Origin of the sequence: Kitasatospora sp. NPDC057738, assembly GCF_042798815.1 — a bacterium.
Classification (GTDB): domain Bacteria; phylum Actinomycetota; class Actinomycetes; order Streptomycetales; family Streptomycetaceae; genus Kitasatospora; species Kitasatospora lactacystinica.
The window spans coordinates 1-17,077 of record NZ_JBHVJT010000066.1; the positions used below are offsets into that span (position 1 = coordinate 1).

Annotated in this window: 16 protein-coding genes; 5 read left to right on the forward strand and 11 right to left on the reverse strand. The window is 74.1% G+C overall.

What is annotated here, in order from left to right:
* Positions 1–4: 4 nt before the first annotated feature.
* Together ACFVGO_RS29585 and ACFVGO_RS29590 are read right to left on the reverse strand one after the other, a co-directional pair.
* On the reverse strand, positions 5–823 hold the full coding sequence (locus ACFVGO_RS29585; protein ID WP_380635065.1) for a proline hydroxylase: 819 nt from the start codon (positions 821–823) through the stop codon (positions 5–7).
* 364 nt (positions 824–1,187) lie between these two features.
* The gene (locus ACFVGO_RS29590; RefSeq protein WP_359910251.1) at positions 1,188–2,453 is read right to left on the reverse strand and encodes an FAD-dependent monooxygenase; all 1,266 of its coding nucleotides are present in this window, start codon (positions 2,451–2,453) and stop codon (positions 1,188–1,190) included.
* A gap of 207 nt (positions 2,454–2,660) precedes the next feature.
* Here ACFVGO_RS29590 and ACFVGO_RS29595 point away from each other — a divergent pair, with 207 nt between their 5' ends.
* On the forward strand, positions 2,661–3,587 hold the full coding sequence (locus ACFVGO_RS29595; protein WP_359910254.1) for a LysR family transcriptional regulator: 927 nt from the start codon (positions 2,661–2,663) through the stop codon (positions 3,585–3,587).
* A gap of 329 nt (positions 3,588–3,916) precedes the next feature.
* Positions 3,917–4,684, forward strand: coding sequence for a serine hydrolase (locus tag ACFVGO_RS29600; protein ID WP_380635068.1), 768 nt, complete (start codon positions 3,917–3,919; stop codon positions 4,682–4,684).
* Between the two features lie 128 nt (positions 4,685–4,812).
* On the opposite strand, the gene ACFVGO_RS29605 is transcribed toward ACFVGO_RS29600, so the two are convergent.
* From ACFVGO_RS29605 to ACFVGO_RS29620, 4 genes are all read right to left on the reverse strand, one after another.
* Complete coding sequence (locus tag ACFVGO_RS29605; protein WP_380635070.1) at positions 4,813–5,856, reverse strand: hypothetical protein; 1,044 nt, start codon at positions 5,854–5,856, stop codon at positions 4,813–4,815.
* The gene (locus ACFVGO_RS29610; protein ID WP_359910263.1) at positions 5,838–7,124 is read right to left on the reverse strand and encodes a hypothetical protein; all 1,287 of its coding nucleotides are present in this window, start codon (positions 7,122–7,124) and stop codon (positions 5,838–5,840) included. The genes ACFVGO_RS29605 and ACFVGO_RS29610 overlap by 19 nt, the downstream gene beginning before the upstream one ends.
* A gap of 60 nt (positions 7,125–7,184) precedes the next feature.
* The gene (locus ACFVGO_RS29615; protein WP_359910265.1) at positions 7,185–7,505 is read right to left on the reverse strand and encodes a chaplin family protein; all 321 of its coding nucleotides are present in this window, start codon (positions 7,503–7,505) and stop codon (positions 7,185–7,187) included.
* A gap of 209 nt (positions 7,506–7,714) precedes the next feature.
* Entirely contained in the window at positions 7,715–8,356 is a 642-nt protein-coding gene (locus tag ACFVGO_RS29620; RefSeq protein ID WP_359910268.1) for a nucleotidyltransferase domain-containing protein, read from the reverse strand.
* A 599-nt stretch (positions 8,357–8,955) separates the two neighbouring features.
* Between ACFVGO_RS29620 and ACFVGO_RS29625 the strand changes: the two genes are divergently transcribed.
* Complete coding sequence (locus ACFVGO_RS29625; protein WP_380635074.1) at positions 8,956–10,218, forward strand: APC family permease; 1,263 nt, start codon at positions 8,956–8,958, stop codon at positions 10,216–10,218.
* Between the two features lie 193 nt (positions 10,219–10,411).
* Here ACFVGO_RS29625 and ACFVGO_RS29630 read toward each other — a convergent pair whose 3' ends face one another.
* From ACFVGO_RS29630 to ACFVGO_RS29645, 4 genes are all read right to left on the reverse strand, one after another.
* Positions 10,412–11,050 (reverse strand): class I SAM-dependent methyltransferase, encoded by a 639-nt coding sequence (locus ACFVGO_RS29630; RefSeq protein WP_380352749.1) that lies wholly within the window; start codon positions 11,048–11,050, stop codon positions 10,412–10,414.
* Positions 11,051–11,148: 98 nt separating this feature from the next.
* Positions 11,149–12,225, reverse strand: a complete 1,077-nt coding sequence (tsaD, locus tag ACFVGO_RS29635; protein ID WP_359910277.1) for a tRNA (adenosine(37)-N6)-threonylcarbamoyltransferase complex transferase subunit TsaD — start codon at positions 12,223–12,225, stop codon at positions 11,149–11,151.
* A gap of 186 nt (positions 12,226–12,411) precedes the next feature.
* The gene (locus tag ACFVGO_RS29640; RefSeq protein WP_380352753.1) at positions 12,412–13,071 is read right to left on the reverse strand and encodes a fasciclin domain-containing protein; all 660 of its coding nucleotides are present in this window, start codon (positions 13,069–13,071) and stop codon (positions 12,412–12,414) included.
* 125 nt (positions 13,072–13,196) lie between these two features.
* Positions 13,197–14,765, reverse strand: coding sequence for a molybdopterin-dependent oxidoreductase (locus ACFVGO_RS29645; RefSeq protein WP_380635077.1), 1,569 nt, complete (start codon positions 14,763–14,765; stop codon positions 13,197–13,199).
* Positions 14,766–15,115: 350 nt separating this feature from the next.
* Here ACFVGO_RS29645 and ACFVGO_RS29650 point away from each other — a divergent pair, with 350 nt between their 5' ends.
* Both ACFVGO_RS29650 and ACFVGO_RS29655 read left to right on the forward strand, forming a co-directional pair.
* Positions 15,116–15,700 (forward strand): sigma-70 family RNA polymerase sigma factor, encoded by a 585-nt coding sequence (locus ACFVGO_RS29650; protein WP_359910286.1) that lies wholly within the window; start codon positions 15,116–15,118, stop codon positions 15,698–15,700.
* Positions 15,697–16,446 (forward strand): anti-sigma factor domain-containing protein, encoded by a 750-nt coding sequence (locus ACFVGO_RS29655; RefSeq protein WP_380635079.1) that lies wholly within the window; start codon positions 15,697–15,699, stop codon positions 16,444–16,446. Before ACFVGO_RS29650 ends, ACFVGO_RS29655 begins: the two co-directional genes overlap by 4 nt.
* 115 nt (positions 16,447–16,561) lie before the next feature.
* On the opposite strand, the gene ACFVGO_RS29660 is transcribed toward ACFVGO_RS29655, so the two are convergent.
* A complete protein-coding gene (locus ACFVGO_RS29660) occupies positions 16,562–17,059 on the reverse strand; it encodes a MarR family transcriptional regulator (RefSeq protein WP_359910292.1) in 498 nt (165 codons plus the stop codon).
* Positions 17,060–17,077: the final 18 nt, after the last annotated feature.

The following is a 17,077-nucleotide window of genomic DNA, read 5'->3' on the forward strand; positions in this document are numbered from 1 at the left end:
GCGGTCAGGACCAGACGATCAGTTCGCCGTTCAGGGTGAATCCCAGGAAGAGGGAGAGGGTGATCCGGCGGCCGCCCTCGAAGTCCCGCACCTGGTGGAAGTTGCGGCAGTCGAAGAAGACGCCTTCGCCGGGGTCGGCCCGCACCGTGGCCGACGGCGCGTCGGCGACGACCTCGGGGGCCCAGCCGTAGCCGTCCCTGCGGGTGTCGTCGGCGGGGATCCAGCGGTGCCGCCAGACGGTCAGCGCGCCGCCGTGCCCGGCGACGGTGAGGTGCAGGTTGAAGGCGAGTTGCACGAGGGGCTGGTCGTCGAGGCGGCCGGGGAACTCCCGCACCACCTCGTCGTAGTGGATCTTCGAGCCGGTGGGGAACTCGCGGAGGATGCCCGCGTGCAGCGGGCGGCCCCCGATGGTCGCGGGGCGCACCGGAATGCCGAGTTCGGTGCCCAGCCGCCGCATGAGGGTCACCGTCGGGTCGGTGTCGCCGTAGAGGTCGCGGGCGGCCTTCCGGGTCTGCTCCGCCTTCTCCCAGTAGGCGTCCCGGACCCGGCCCTGCCCGTAGTAGTCGTACACCGCGGGGCCGAACTTCAGGATCGGCGGGTCGAGCCGCTCCTCGTCGTAGGGCTCGAAGTCGGCCTGCTCGATGCGGGCGACGAGGTCGCTCAGGTCGCCCCGGTCGCCCCGGAGCAGGTCGGGCACCCGGACGATCGCGCAGGTGCCGGCGGCCAGCCGCTGCAGAGCCTCCCGCAGCTCCCCGTCCCGGACCGTCTCCGCTCCGAACATCGCCTCGTCGTCGTCCTCGTCGTCCTGCCGGGTCGGTGTCATGGCAGCCGTGTTCCCCTCGGTGAGAGGCCGGACGGAAGGGCGGCAGCACCCACCCCGGAGCCCCGCCGTCGCGGGCGGTTTCGGGCTCCGGCGCCTCGGTCGCCTGGTGCCACGCGTGATGCCACGCCTGGTGTCACGCGTGATGCCACGCGCCCGCTCGGCCTGTCGCGTAAGGTCACTATCCCTTCGCCACGGGTCGTGGGCGAGCGTGCTCGTCCGGCCGGGTGAACAGCACGAGGGGCAACCCCGACCGGGGCCGCCGCTGGGTCGGGGGGAGCCGGTCGCGACGGGCGATGCTGACGGCCCGGCTCCGGTCCGGCGCACCGGACCGGCCTGGTACCTGATGGCGACCGACGATCACGTCTCATCCAGGGAGTCGCTCGTGACCAGCGGCGACGGCAGGGACCGTCCAGGACGGGTGGGTGTTGACCTGGGTCACGGTGGCCCCGGCCAACTGCTTGTAGCGGGTCGCGATCCGCTCGGCCTCCTCGACGGGCAGCGGCCCACCGTGCTCCTCGGCTCGCGCGATGGTCTCCTCCGGGCCCAGGTCCCGGTTGGCCAGCACGATCGCGTTGACGACCGGCCGGCGCATCCGGTCGTAGCGGCGGAGCGCGGTCACGGCGTCGTCGTCCCGGGTCAGGCACCAGGCCAGCACCCGGCTGTCGACGACGGACTGCGAGCCGCCGTTCATGCCCATGGGGAACATCGGGTGCGCGGCGTCGCCGAGGAGGGTGACCCGTCCGAAGCTCCAGCGCGGCAGGGGGTCGCGGTCGAGCATCGGGTACTCGACGATCACCGAGGAGCGTTCGGCGAGAGCCGCGAGGTCGATCCACGGCAGGTTCCACGACGACAGCCCGGCGCGAGCCTCCGCCGCGGTGACGCGGCGGCCGGGGCCGCCAGGAGGCGGGGCGGACGGGTCGTGCCGAACCTCCAGCACCCAGTTCACCAGGGCATCGGCAGCCGAGGTCGCGGGGTCCTCGACCGGGTAGGCGATGAACTTCGCGCCGGGGGTGCCCCCGGCCACCACGATCGAACGGCCGTCGAGGACGTGCGGGTGCCGTGCGAGCCCACGCCACATGTGGACGCCGTTCCCGCTCGGGGGGCTCTCGTCCGGGTACAACCGGCCGCGGACCACGGAGTCGATGCCGTCGGCGCCGACCAGCACGTCGCCGTCATCGACGACGGGCCGACCGCTCGACCGGTCCAGGAAGTGGGCACGGACGCCGCCCGCGCTCTGCTCGAACCCCTGGAACAGCAGGCCGGTACGGACCGAGTCCGGCCCCAGCCGCTCACGTACCGCCGTCAGCAGCAGCAACTGCAGACGCCCCCGGTGCACGGAGTACTGCGGCCAGCGGTATCCGGCCGCGCGTCCCAGCGGCTCCTCCCAGACCGTCCCGCCCGCCCGGTCGTGGTAGCTCAGCCGGTGCGGGGGCAGCGCGACGGAGTCCAGCCCGCCGTCCAGGCCGAGTTCGGCGAGTTCCCGGACGGCGTGCGGCAACAGGTTGATTCCGACACCGACCGCTTCGACCTTCCGCGCCGCCTCGTACACCCGTGGCGCGAAGCCGGCGGCGTGCAGGCTCAGGGCACAGGTCAGCCCGGCGATGCCGCCGCCCACGACGATCACTCTCATGTGTCTCCTCGCCCTTCGCCGGAGCCGCGGGTCCGGCCGATACCCGGCCACCAGCCTCGGGGCCCCGGCCGCGCGCGTCCAATACACAGCGGTGATGGCGGCCGTCACGATCGCTGATCGCACCGGGGGACCGCCGTACCGGCCCCGGACCGGTCGGAGGGTTCCACAATCCGTGCTCTCAACTGCGGAGTTGATAGCTTGTCGGTCATGGAACTCCGTACGCTCGAATACTTCGTCGCGGTGGCGGAGGAGCGGTCGTTCACCAAGGCGGCGGCCCGCTGCCATGTCGTGCAGCCCGCGATCAGCCAGCAGATCCAGGCCCTGGAGAAGGAACTGGGGGAGCCCCTCTTCGAACGCCTGCCCCGGCAGGTGGCCCTCACGTCCGGGGGCGCCGCCCTGCTGCCGCACGCCCGGGCCTGTCTGGCGGCGGCGGCGTCGGCCGTCCTGGAGTTCGCCGACCGGTCCGGTCTGGTCGGCGGATCGTTCGCGCTGGGGACCGTCGGCGGCCTGGAGGGCACCAGCATCCCCCGGCTGCTGGGGGAGTACCACCGCCGGTACCCCCGGGTCGCGGTGAGCCTCATCGGGGCGTCGAGTCCCTCGCTGCTGGCGAAGGTCCGCGACGGGGAGATCGACGCGGCCGTGGTCGCGGGACCGCTGGACGGCGAACCCGCCGCCGTGGCCTCGCGAGTGCTCCTGGAGGACCGGATCGTCGCGGTCCTCCCCGTCGGAAGCCGGCCCGCGAGCCGTCCGATGACCCTCGACGAGGCGGCCCGGAGCCCGGTCATCAGCTACGGTCCCGACAGCGGGGTGCACGCGTTCATCCGTGAGGCCTTCGCCGCAGCGGACCTGCGGCTGGACATCGCCTACGCGACGAACGACGTCGCCCTCCAACTCGCGCTGGTCGCGGAGCGGATCGGTATCGCCCTCACCTCCCACGCGAGTCCGGTCCTCACCGCCGACCGGCGTTTCGCCGTCGTGCCGCTGGAGCCCGCCATCAGGTTGCGGAAAGTGTTCGTGTGGCGAGCGGGCACCCGGCCGAGCGCGCCGTTGCGCGCCTTTCTCGACCTGTGGACGGAGCTCTCCGACCGGCCGGTGCGCTACGACGCCGACTCCGGCGCCACCACTGGTGGATGACGCGGATCCTCGCCCGGCTGCTGTCCGTTCCGATCGCCGCCTTCGGAGGCAAGACCTTCATGCCGTCCTCAGGCTGCTCAAAGCGGCGCGCTCTAGCGTCATCCAGCATGTCGAAGCGAAGCGTCCCCCTGGCAAGGGTGTTGGCACCCGCGAGCGTCCTCGCAGCGGTCGGGCTCGTCATCGCGGTGCTGCAGGGGCAGTCGAGCGGAGCGGAGGGCCGGCCGCCCATGTCCGTCCAGTCGGACTCGGTCCCGTCCCCGTCCCCCTCGGCCCCGTCCCCCTCGGTACCGTCCCTCTCCGCGACCCCCTCGGCGCCGGTGACTTCCCCGGTGCCCGTGACCCCCTCGGCGAGCACCGGGGCCGGTCCCACCGTCCCTCCCGCCCCGGTCGCCGACGCGGCTCTGCGCAGCGCCGCCGCGCAGGCCGACGGCGCGGTCTCGGTCTCGGTCACCGACCTGGCCACCGGGCAGTCGCTCGCCTACGGCGCGTCCGGGCACGCCTTCGCCACCGCCAGCATCGTCAAGGTCGACATCCTGGCCACGCTGCTGCTCCAGGCCCAGGACCGGGGCACCGGGCTGAGCGACGCGCAGCAGAGCCTCGCCGCCGCGATGATCGAGAACAGCGACAACGACTCGGCCACGGCCCTGTGGAACGCGATAGGCCAGGAGGCCGGTCTGGACGCCGCCGACGAACGGTTCGGTCTGACCTCCACCGTGGCCGGCACGGACGGCTACTGGGGCCTCACCTCCACCACCGCCACCGACCAGGCGCGGCTGCTGCGCCAGGTCTTCACCGGCGACTCGATCCTCTCGTCCGCCTCGCGCGACTACATCCGGCAGTTGCTCGGCCAGGTCGAGAGCGACCAGCGCTGGGGCGTGAGCGCGGCGGCGACCGGCGGCGCGTACGCGGTGAAGAACGGCTGGCTGTCGCGGGAGGCGGACGATCTGTGGGTGATCAACAGCATCGGGACGGTCGAGTGCGACGGACACGAACTGCTGATCGCGGTGCTCTCGGACGGCAACGGGAGCGAGGACGCGGGCATCTCGCTGGTGCAGTCGGTGGCCCGGGCGGCTGCCGGTTCACTGAACGGGAGTTGAGCAGCTGGGCGGGAGTCGGGCGGCAGCTGCTCCTCCCGCCCGGTGAGCGCGGTCCGAGGGGGCCGTCCGGACCGTCCGGAGCGTCCGGATCCCGGCGGAATCCCGGCAGAAGGCGCGGTGGCCAGGTCTCAGCGGATCGCGTTCCGGTCGGGACGGTCACCGGGTCGGTGCGAGCCGGGCGAGCCGGCTCCGGTCGGGTCGGCACCGGTCGGGTCGGCTCCGGTCGGGTCGGTACGGGGAGGCAGGAGGTCGCCGTGGTGCTGCTGGAGGAGGCGTTCGTGCTCGGCGCTGAAGTGGCTGCGCCAGATGCCGACGGGGAGTTCGCCGCTCGCGGGCCCGGGCAGGGCGGCGGCGAGGGCCGAGGCCGGGTGGGGGTGGCCGATGGCGGTCAGGAGCCGGTGCAGGGCGCGGTCGCGGGCTTCGGCGGAGCCGCCGTGGGCGGGGCCGGCGAGCTCCTCGTGGGTGAGCACGCAGACGGCGGGGTGGCGCAGCAGCCACTGGCAGCGGTGGGCTTCGCGCATGCCGGGGAAGCCCGGGTCGGTCAGGGCGAGGGTGATCCTGGCGTCCATGGTGGGCAGGGCGCCGACGATGTCGCGGTAGACGAGGTGTTCGGGCATCGAGCCGACCTGGCCGGCGGGTCGGGAGAGCAGGCGGATCTGCTCGATGACGCGGTCGCGGACGTCGCGGTGGTGGTAGACGATCGGCGGTCGTGCGGTGGTGTGCCAGGCGCGCAGGAAGCCGGCGTCGGCTCGTTCCAGGTCCAGGCTGTTGACGTACCAGCAGCCGCGGCCCGGCAGCAGGCGGGGCAGTTCGCTGTCGGGGACGCGGGACAGGCGGTCCTCGAGGACGGGGTCGACGGGTGAGGCGGCGGTGACCGGTTGGCCCAGGCGCCTCCACCACACCCGCCACAGGGCGGTCACCGCCAGCTGGAAGGCGGCCTCCAGCTCGGCCCGGTCGTCGCGCTGCCGCAGCAGCAGCCGTCCGGCTCTCTCCTGGCCGTAGGCGGCTCGGAGCACGGGGGAGACCTCGCCGGGGCCGGGCCGGTCATCGCCGTCCTGCTCGATGCCGCTCATGGTGCCGTAGGGGGTGTAGCCGAGTGCGGTGGTGATGCGGGCCAGCAGGGGAGTGCCGCTGCCGCGCGGCGAGACGACGATCAGCTGGGGCGCGGACATGGGAGGACTCCCGGGAGCGAGGCGGCGACGGGGGTGCGGGGTGCGCGGGCCGGGGCGGCGGGCGGGGCGAGGAGGAGGTCCTCGTAGGTGCGGTGGCGTCGGGTGGTGAGGCGCTCGTGCAGCAGGGCGGCGGCGCGGGCGTGCTCGCCGGTGTCGACCAGGGCGCGGGCCAGCGTGTCCTGGACGATCTCGCGTTCCACCCGTACGCCGCCGATGCGCTCCACCTGTCCGCCCAGGCGGGTCAGGAGGTCGACGGCCGCGGGGGAGCGGCCGGCGGTCACGTGGGCGAGGGCCCGGACGACCGGGGCGAGGACCTCGCGGTAGTCGGGGCGCTCGTCATCGGCCGCCAGCCGCGCCAGGGCTTCGAGGTCGTCGGTGGCCGACTCGACGGCCAGGGCCAGGGCCAGGTTGAAGGTGTGGAAGACCTCCGCCATTCCGCCCTGCCCGGCCAGCAGGGCCCGCACGTGGTCGAGGTCGCAGCGGCCGGCGGGCTCCTGCCCGGCCAGCAGCAGGCGCCAGTTCGTCGCCGAGCGCATTCCCACGTCCGCACGGCCCAGGACCTCGTCGGCCCGCCGACGTGCGTCCGGGAAGTCCCCGCAGGCCAGCGACTGCAGGGCGGCGTGCCAGTTCAGGTGCTTGAACTGGACCGCCCGCGGGTCCTCCGCCAGCCACCGGTCGAGGAACGCGACGGCGGCGGGGCCGGCGCCCAGGTCCTGCTCGGCGTGCGCGCGGGCGTGCGCCGCGAGTCCGGCGCGCGGAAACCGGTCCAGCGCCTGCGCGGCCAGGTCGAAGGCCTCCTCGGCGCGGCCCTGCTCCGCGCGCGTCCACGCCAGCCTGCCCGTCCAGGGCCAGCTGTCCGCGCCGACCAGGGCGTGCTGCCGCTCGGCCAGCGCGTCACCGTGTGCGCGGTAGTCCGGCTCTCCGCAGGCGTGGAAGGCGTCCAGCAGAAGGGAAGCCACCTCGTCCCCGGGCCACTGCGCGAAGTGCGCCACCAGGTGGTCGGCCGTCAGCCGGAACTGCCGGTGGGTGTACAGGAAGACCCCGTACACCAGGCTCGCCGACCGTGCGTCGGCGTCCCGCGCGTCCCGGTACGCGACCACCAACTCCTCCCGCAGCACCTCGTCGCCCAGGCCCCCTCCGGTCGCCAGCACCAGGAGGGCCCGCGCCACGCCCAGCCGCGGAAACTCGTCCACCCACTCCCGCAGCAGCGGCACCGCGCGCCCGCTCAGCGCCGCCAACTCCCGCACCGCCGCGTCCTCCACCGACACACCCGTCGCCCCGGGACCGGCCCCGGCGCCACCGCCTCGCACCACGTCGGGTCCGCCGGATCAGACGCTCGACATGAACACGGCCGTGCAGACGATCCCGCTGCTCCCGCAATGGTTGCGGGGCAGGCTCAGCGGCAGACCGAGCTGATTGCCCGTCACCGTGCCGCTGTCGGCGACGGTGCCGCCGGTGGCCTGCGTGCCGCCCTGGTTGACACAGGAGTTGCCGAACACGGCGTTGCCCGCACCGAGGATGTCGGCGTGGCCGACACCGGCCGGGGCGAGCGCCGCTCCCACGGCCGCACCCACCACCGCCACCCGCTTGCCCACGGCACGTCCACCGGCGCCCGCGCTCTGCCGTCCAGCACCCGTCACCAGGCTCATCGTTCCCCTTCCCGGCGCAGCCCCGGCGACAGCCGGTCCCTGCGCAGACCTCGCCCGGGCAACCGCCCGGCGCGGTCTGGTCAACGACGGAACCGTGCTCCGGATACGCACCATCGGGTCGGTGCGCCCGGGCCGGGGGAACCGGGACGCCGCGGAGCCGATGTGCCGCCGACGACAGGTGATGTGCGAGCCCAACGGTGGAGGGCCGGCTACAGGGCCGCGATCCAGGGATGCCCGGGGTGTACGCGGGCGAGCAGCCCGGTCAGGGCCTCGCGCTGAGCCGGGGTCATGTGCGGGACGGTCGCGTCGAAGTCCGATTGATCCTTTCGGCGGACATGTTTGGCCTTGAACAGCAGGACCAGTTCGGGTGCCAGGTACGGGATGCCGTCCCGGGTGCGGAGGATGATGTCGCGGTAGGGAAGCCGGATCCTCTCATCGCGTCGGCAGATCCAGGTGTCGCCGTCGTGCGGTTCGCGGAACACGTCGAGCAGATAGCTTCCGGTGACCGGATCGCGGAGCCAGGTCTGGTGCACGGCGGCCAGCACCTCCGGTGCGGCGTCCTCCCAGATCCGGCCGCTGCCCGCCGCGTCGAAGACGTACCCGGGGAAGCGGGAACGGACCTCGAGGAAGCTCGCGGCCGGAATCGCGATCTCGATGTCTCCATGAGCGCGCGTCCGCCTGCCGCGGAACAGGTCCAGCGCCCAGCCCGCGGCGACGTACCAGGGGGTGCCGATCCCCGCCAACCGCTGCGCGACCTCACCCGGGGTCCAGCAGGACGACCATCTGGCGTCGAGGGCTTCGATCTCGTCGGGCGACAGCTCGATGCCGCCGCCGGGCAGTTGCTCGCTCACCGCAGGAATCTATCAGCGGGCTCGACGGCCCGGCCGGGTTCGACGCAGGAGGCCGGCGGGCAGCCCCGACGTGGATGATCCCGTCGTCGGCGTAGCCGAGGTCGTCGACGGCGATCCGCTGATCTGTCGGGACGCGCGGTACGGTCCCGGTCTCCATGGAGAGGATCACGACCGTGCAGCATCGCCACCCGGTCCGCCGCGGAGCAGTGGACCGGCCGGCAGGCCGACCTCAGCGGCACAGTCCTGGACCAGGCCGAGGCCGAACGCCTGGGCGCGGACATCCTCGGCCCACTGCTGGCCGCACCCACCCAGCAGCCCGCCAGATCACCGGCCGACGCCCGCCGCTACTGGCCGTTCCGATCCCCGCGGGCCGCCACGCCCGCGGCCGGCTCGTCTTTCATCTCTTCGCCGCCCTGGCGGAGTTCATCCGCGAGCTCATCGTGACCGCGGTGGGGCGGCCGCCGACCTCGCCGTGGGCGGGCGGCGGCCAGGCCGTCGCTCCGGTCCGATCCGGGAAGTCCGCTCGACACCTTGCTCCTATAGCGTGCGCCGGTACCGAAAGTCCGTAACGGCCGTAGGCCGTGGTCAAGGAGCCAGCGATGGGGACACCGGCATCCGCCCGGGCCGGGGAGCTGAGGCGCCATCTGGGCCTGTCCGACGCCGTGGTGATCGGGCTCGGGTCGATGATCGGCGCGGGGATCTTCGCCGCGCTCGCCCCGGCCGCCGGCGCGGCCGGTTCCGGTCTTCTGCCGGGCCTCACCCTGGCCGCGGTGGTGGCGTACTGCAACGCCACCTCCTCCGCCCGGCTGGCCGCCCGCTACCCGCAGTCCGGCGGCACGTACGTCTACGGCCGTGAGCGGCTCGGGGAGTTCTGGGGCTACCTGGCGGGCTGGGGCTTCGTGGTCGGCAAGACCGCCTCCTGCGCGGCGATGGCCCTCACCGTGGGCTCCTACGTGTGGCCCGGTCGGGCGCACGCGGTCGCGGTCGCCGCGGTGGTGGCGCTGACCGCGGTGAACTACGTCGGCGTGCAGAAGTCCGCGTGGCTGACCCGGGGGATCGTCGCCGTCGTCCTGGCGGTGCTCGCCGCCGTGGTCACCGCCTGCACGACCGGCCCCGCCGTCGAGGGCGCGCGGCTCGCCATCGGCTCGGACGCGACCTTCGGCGGGGTGCTCCAGGCCGCCGGGCTGCTGTTCTTCGCGTTCGCCGGCTATGCGCGCATCGCCACCCTCGGCGAGGAGGTCCGCGACCCGGAGCGAACCATCCCCCGCGCGATCCCCATCGCGCTCGCCGTCGCGCTCGTCGTCTACGCCGCCGTTGCCGTGGCCGTGCTCGCCGTGCTCGGGCCCGACCGGCTCGCCCACACCACCGCACCGCTCACCGAGGCCGTGCGCGTCGCCGGCGTTCCCGCACTCGCCCCGGTGGTGCGCACCGGGGCGGCCGTCGCGGCGCTCGGCTCGCTGCTCGCGCTGATCCTCGGGGTCTCGCGCACCACCCTGGCGATGGCCCGCGACCGGCACCTGCCCCGCGCCCTGGCCTCCGTCCACCCGCGCTTCCACGTGCCGCACCGCGCCGAGCTCGCGGTCGGTGCGGTGGTCGCGGTCCTGGCCGCCACCACGGACCTTCGCGGCGCGATCGGTTTCTCCTCCTTCGGCGTGCTGGCCTACTACGCCATCGCCAACGCCTCCGCCTGGACCCTCACCCCCGCCGAAGGCCGCCCCGCCCGGGTCGTCCCCGTCGTCGGCGCCGTCGGCTGCGTGCTCCTGGCCTTCGCCCTGCCACCCGCCTCGGTCCTGTGGGGAGCCGCAGTGATCGCGGCCGGTGCCGCCGCCTACTGCCTGCGCAAGGCCATCACCCGCTGCTGACATCACCATGCAGTGATGCGCCGGTCGGTGTCGGTGGCGGCTCCGAGCCCGCCGCCGAGTCCGCCGGTCGAACGGCGCCTTGACGAAGCGGAGCGGCGCGGGCAGGTGTCGAGGACCGCGCCGCTGTGAGGGCGGCAGGGTGAGTCGGCACGGAAGGGTGTTCGTCGACAGGGCGCCGGCTCTGAAGACGGGGTCAACTCTGGGCGCGGCTCAGGATCCAGACGCCGTAGGCGTCGTTCGCGGGGTGCAGCTGGTAGGTGCCCGCCCGAAGGTCGACGCGCAGTCCGGCGGCGGTCAGGTCCGCTTCGAACTCCGCCACCGTGTAGGTCCGGGCGTGCGGCGGCGGGTCCTGCAGGTGGAAGCCGACCAGGATCCGGCCGTTCTCGCCGAGCACGTCGCGCATCGCGACCAGTGCCCTGCGTTCCGTGCCCTCGGCCAGGTAGACGATGACGTTGCCCACGCAGACGACCAGGTCGAACGGGCCGTCGTCGGGGCCGAGGTCGAGGATGTCGCGTTCCTCGATCGGCAGCCCGGGGTAGGTCTCCCGAGCCTGCCGGACCAGGGCCTCGTCGGGCTCGATCGCGACCACGTCGTGCCCCCGCTGCAGGAGCGCGGCGGCCACCCGCCCCATACCGGCGCCGGCGTCGAGCACTCGGGCACCGCGCGGCAGGAGCGTGTCGGCGAGCCGGGCCTCACCGTCGACGTCCTCGCCCGCGGAGATGAGCTCGGCGAACCGCTTGCCGAAGTTCCCGCTCTGTCCCGCCTCCTGCCAGCGGGTTCGCCTCGTCGTCATCGGTATGAGCTCTCCGTGCGGCAGCGTGGTCCTGTCCATGTCCCGCATCCTAAGGCGAGACCGCCGGCACCGGTCATGGCCACTGAACGCCCACCCATGGGCCCTGGCGCGGTGCGGCCGCCGCACCGGGACGGCCGTTACGCGGCCCGGGCCGGGGCCGCCGGGGCGAGCGGGGAGAGCGCCGCGTACTCCAAGGGGGCGGACGGGTCGATCGAGAGGTTCATCGGGGAGGGGGCTGCGCCCGAGCGGACCAGGAGGTCGCCGATGGCCGCGATCATCGCGCCGTTGTCGGTGCACAGGCGCAGCGGCGGCACCCTCAGGGTGATCCCGGCCGCGGCGCACCGCTGTTCGGTCAGGGCGCGGATGCGGGAGTTGGCGGCGACCCCGCCGACCACGACGAGGGTGTCGATCCCGTGGTCGGTGCAGGCCCGGACGGCCTTGCGGGTGAGGGTGTCCGCGATGGCCTCCTGGAGCGCCGCGGCCGCGTCCGGGACGTGCGGTTCGGCGCCGGCCGCCCGTCGGGCCTCGACCCAGCGGGCGGCGGCGGTCTTGAGGCCGGAGAAGGAGAACGCGTACGGGGGGTCGTTGGGCCCGCTGAGCGGGCGGGGGAGGCGTACCGCGTTCGGGTCGCCGTCGCGGGCGGCGCGGTCGATGGCGGGCCCGCCGGGGTAGGGCAGGCCGAGGATCCGGGCGACCTTGTCGAAGCACTCGCCGGCGGCGTCGTCGAGGGTGTCGCCGAGGTGGACGATCGGGTCGCGGGCGAGGTCGCGCACCAGCAGCAGGGAGGTGTGCCCGCCGGAGACGATCAGCACGACGCACGGGTTCGGCAGGGGTTCGCCGTCCAGCGCGGCGGCGGCGACGTGTCCGGCGAGGTGGTGGACGCCGTAGAGGGGGACGCCGAGCGAGAAGGCGTAGCTCTTGGCCGCCGCGACTCCGACCTGGAGCGGGCCGGACAGGCCGGGTCCGGCGGTGACGGCGACGGCGCCGACGTCGGCGAGGGTGAGTCCGGCCCGGTCGAGGGCCTCGCGGACCACGGGGGCCATCGCGTGGACGTGGGCGCGGGCGGCGATCTCCGGTACGACCCCGCCGTAGCGGGCGTGCTCGTCCATGCTCGACGCGACCGCCTGTCCGAGCAGGACCCCGTCGCGGACGAGACCGGCGCCGGTCTCGTCGCACGAGGACTCGATCCCCAGCACCACCGGCGAGTCCGGCATCACGCGCACCCCTTATTGCTGATCGATGTGCAATTGCGACCATTGTGCAATAAGGCTGGGAGTGCTGGTCCGGCAGGTCCGGTTTCCCCGGTCCGTCCCGCAGGGAGTCCATCGGGTCCATCGGGTCCACCGGGCCCGCCGGCGGCCCGCGATCGGGCGGTCCGCCGGCGGGACGCGAACGGTAGGTCAGGAGGCGGGCATCAGGACCGTGTCGACGATGTAGACGGTGGCGTTGGCGGTCTGGACGTTTCCGCACAGGACCTTGGCGTCGCCGTCGACGGTGAAGTCGGGTGCGGCGCCGGTGACCGTGAGGTCGTGGGTCTCCAGGGTCTTGTGGCCCCCGGCGAGGGCGGTGGGGGCGAGGCGCTGGGGGACGACGTGGTGGGTGAGGATCTTGGTCAGCGTGTCCTTGTCGGCGAGGGCGGCGTCCAGGGTGGCCTTGGGAATCTTGTCGAAGGCCTCGTTGGTGGGCGCGAAGACGGTGATGTTCTGCGCGGAGTTGAGGGTGTCGACGAGGCCCGCCTGCTTGACGGCGGTCACCAGGGTGGACAGCAGCGGGTTGTTGGAGGCGGCGGTGGCGACCGGGTCCTTGGCCATGCCGGTGAAGGAGCCCGCACCGTCCTTGGGCACGGCCGCACAGGCGGTGCCGAACGGCCGGTCGCCCATGGCGGCACCGGCCGCCGACGCGGTGGTACCGGCCGCCGGCGCGGCGGCGGGGGCCTTCGACGGGGAGACGGAGGCGGAGGGCGATCCGGAGCCGCTGCCGCAGGCCCCGAGGCCGAAGGCGAGCGCGGTCGCGGCGAGGACGGCGGTGACGGTGTCGCGGCGGCGGGTGGTGGCGTTCATCGCAGTGATCTCCTTGTGAGGGTGCAGCGGTCGGCCCCTCGGGCGGACCGCCCCGGACGGCGCCGGGTACGTGAAGGTGGTCGTGAAGGTGGTCTGGTGGAGGCCGGGCGGGTCGGCCGGGGCTCTCAGGTGACGGTGACGACGGTGCTGTGCCAGCCGGTGGCGCCGGACGGGTAGGGGGCGGCCCGGTCCCCGGTCTGGACGGCGCCGGTCGCATCGGTCGCCCGGACCTCGATCCGGTGGGTACCGGGCGCGGCCCCGGGCCAGGTGTGGGTCCACTGCCGCCACAGGTCCGGTCCGGCGTCGGCGGCGAGCATCGCCTGCTGCCAGGTGCCGCCGTCGATCCGGACTTCGACCGCGGCGATGCCGTGGTGGGTCGCCCACGCGGTGCCGGCGACCGTGACGTCCCCGGCGGGTACGCGGGCGAACGGGGCCGGGACGTCGATGCGCGAGGCGGTGCGCACCGCACCGGTGCGGTCCCAGCCCCGGCGCACCCAGTACGGATCGAATGCGGCGAAGGTGGTGACGTCCAGGTCGACGAGCCACTTGGTGGCGGAGGCGTAGCCGTAGAAGCCGGGGACGACGCTGCGGCAGGGGAAGCCGTGGGCGACGGGCAGGGCCTCGCCGTTCATCGCGACCGCCAGCAGTGCGCGCCGTCCGTCGAGCACCGATTCCAGCGGCGTTCCGATGGTCATGCCGTCCTGTGAGCGGCCGACCAGCTGGTCCGCGCCGCGGTGCACGCCGGCACGGCGCAGCAGGGCGGGGAGGGAAGCGCCGAGCCAGCGGGTGGTGCCGATGTAGGGGCCGCCCACCTCGTTGGAGACGCAGGACAGCGTGTGGTCCATCTCCTCCAGGGGTTCGTGCAGCAGGTCGTCGAAGGTCAGCAACAGCGGGTGGTCGACCAGGCCCCGGATGCGCAGCGCCCAGCGCCGCGGGTCGATACGGGGGAGTGCGAGCGCGGTGTCCACCCGGTAGAAGTCCGTGTTCGAGGTGACGAACGGGGGCAGGCCCGCGACCTTCGGACGGACCGGGGACGGCAGGGGCGGCAGCGGTTCCACGGCGGGCGGGATGCGGACGGACGCGCGGACGGCGCCGACGTCGAAGAGGCGGTCGGCCAGGATCCTGCCTCCCGTGACCGCGACCGCGCCGACGGCGATCGTCCCGCCGGTGACGGCGAGAACGGCCCGGCGGGTGGTGCCCGCGGGCCCGGTGCGCCGCTCCTGGCCGGCGCTCCCGCCGGTGGGGTGTCCGATCGTGGGGACCGTGTTCACCGGCTGCGGGGCCGACCCCGTCATGCGTGAGAGGGCGAGGACGGTGGCCGCGCCGACGAGGCCCGCCACGAGGGCCGGTACGACGTCCGCCGCGCCCGCTCCCGGCCGGGAGAGCGCGGCCCAGGCACCCAGCACGCCGAAGGCCGCGAAGACGCCCGCTCCGGTCCTCGGGCGGCCAGCCGACAGCCATCCGGCACCGGCGGCGAGCAGGGCCGCCGTCAGGTGGATTCCGCCGAGCAGCACCGTCTTGTCGTACGCGCCGAAGGTGCGGACGGCGTATTCCTTGAGCGGGGTCGGCGACAGGTCGACGGCCGCGGAGCCCACCGCGATGACCGGCGCGGTGTCGGGCCCGGTGAAGGCGGCGGCCAGGTCTCCCGCACCGAGTGCGGCCGAGGCGGCCGCCAGCCCGGTCGCCGCTGCCACGCCGACGCGGCGGAGGCGGTCGGGACGGGCGCGGAGGGGCGCGGAAGCGTCGGATGGATTCTTGCTCACGCCGAGGGTTCGAGGCGCCCGGGGCCGCGGATGGGTCGCCGCGCCGGACTCACCCCAACGGGTCGGGCGGCATCCGGCATTGACGGTGGGCGCAGCAGGCACGGACCGGCAGGCGGTTCGGCCAATCCGGGCGCGGGCCCGCTCCGAAGGGCGGATGTGAGTTCCGCACTGTCCGCCCGGCCGGGACCGCACCGCTGTCCCGCCGGGACCATGAGGAGGCCCTCGATGTCTGCCGTCCGCCGATCGGGCTCGACGCCCGCCCAGTGCGAAGGAACGGACGGATGAGCGCCGTCGTCCACCTGTCCGGTCCCGGACGGCCGGTACCGGACCTGACGGAACTGCTCGCCCGCGTCGCGCGCGGGGACCAGGACGCGTTCTCCCGGCTGTACGACGTGGTGGCCGGTCCGGTGCTGGGGCTGGTGCGCAGGGTTCTGCGCGATCCCGCGCAGTCCGAGGAGGTCGCCCAGGAGGTGCTGCTGGAGGTGTGGCGCACCGCTGCCCGCTACCGGGCCGAGCGCGGTGAGGTGATGCCGTGGGTGCTGACCATCGCGCACCGGCGCGCGGTGGACCGGGTCCGATCGGCGCAGGCCGCCGCCGACCGCGACCAGCGCGTCGCGGCAGCCTCCCACACCCCGGTGTTCGACGAAGTCGCCGAACAGGTCGAGGGCAGACTGGAGCGCGAGCAGGTCAGGCGCTGCATGAGGACGCTCACCGAACTGCAGCGGGAATCGTTGACACTGGCGTACTACCGCGGTTACACCTACCCCCAGGTCGCCGAGGTCGTCGGCGCACCGCTGGGCACGATCAAGACCCGCGTGCGCGACGGACTGATCCGTCTGCGCGACTGCCTGGGGGTGGGAGCATGACCGCCGCCGACCTGCACACCCTGACCGGCGCCTACGCCGTCCACGCCCTCTCCCCCGCCGAAAGCGCGGAGTTCGAAGGCCACTTGGCCGACTGTCCGGCCTGCGCCCAGGAGGTGGCCGAGTTCGCCGCGACCCTGGCCAGGCTCGGGGCCGCGCGGGCCGTCGTGCCACCCGAGGCCCTCAAGGCCCGGGTGATGGCCGCGCTGCCCGGCGTGCGGCAGGAGGCGCCCCGGACCGCCGCTCTGCCCGGTGCGGGCTCCCGGTCCGGCCGGCGGGCGGGCGGGTGGACGAAGTTCGCGCTGGCCGCCTGCCTGGCCGTGGCGGTCGGCTCCGGTGGCCTCGCCGTCCAGCAGCACCGGCAGGCCGGCGACGCGCGCGCCCGGGCGGCCGCGCTCCAGCAGCAGGCGGACCGGCTGACGGGTCTGCTGACGGCGCCCGACGCCCGCACGGCCACCGGAACCGCGGCGGGCGGAACCGGCGTGGGGACGGTGGTGTGGTCGCACGACCGCGGTCAGGCCGCCTTCCTCGCTTCCGGCATGCCCACCCCGGCCGAGGGCACCACGTACCAACTGTGGTTCGACGACTCCGGGACGATGCGATCGGCCGGGCTGCTGTCCCGTGGGGACGGCGGGCTGGTGCTGTCCGGGCCACTGGGCGGGGCGACGGGTATCGGCGTCACCGTGGAGCCCGCCGGGGGTTCGACGCACCCCAGTGGGGTACCGGTCGTGCTCCTGTCGCTCACCTGAGAGGGCGTTCGGGCTCGCGGGCTCCGGGCCGTCCGGTCCGGGTGCCTCGCCGGGTCGGCGCTACATCATTGGTGGGGCGCCGACCCGCACCCGATCCGTCGCCGGCGGCAGGGCCTCACCCGGAGGGCCTGTCGCCCACGGTTCCGCGTACTCCCTGGTCGAGGCCGAGGCGTTTGTTGAGGGCCTCGCCCGAGGGGAGGGGGTCGATGAAGCTGTGCAGGAAGGCGAGCATCGCGTCGGTGTCCAGGCCCTCGCAGGCGGCGTCCATCGAGGCGTAGAGGAACTCCTCGATCCCGGCGACCGCGGTGGCCAGGCGCTCGCCCTCGGGGGTGAGGCTGAGCTGGAGGTAGCGGCGATCCTCGGCGTCGGTGCGGCGCTCGACCAGTCCGGCCGCGACGACGCGTTCGACCAGCCGGCTCGGGTTGGTGCCGCTCTCGCAGACCAGGAGCTGACCGAGCCCGTTGAGGCTCAGGGTGCCGTGCTGCTGGAGCAGGCGTAGCACCTCGGCCTGCGAGGGGGTGATGCCGTGGGGTTTGAGGGCCTGGATCAGCAGCCGGTTGCCTTCGCGCTGGGCTGCCAGGATCGCGAACCGCAGGTGCTCGGCCTTGCGCATCGATGTCCTTCCGGGTGG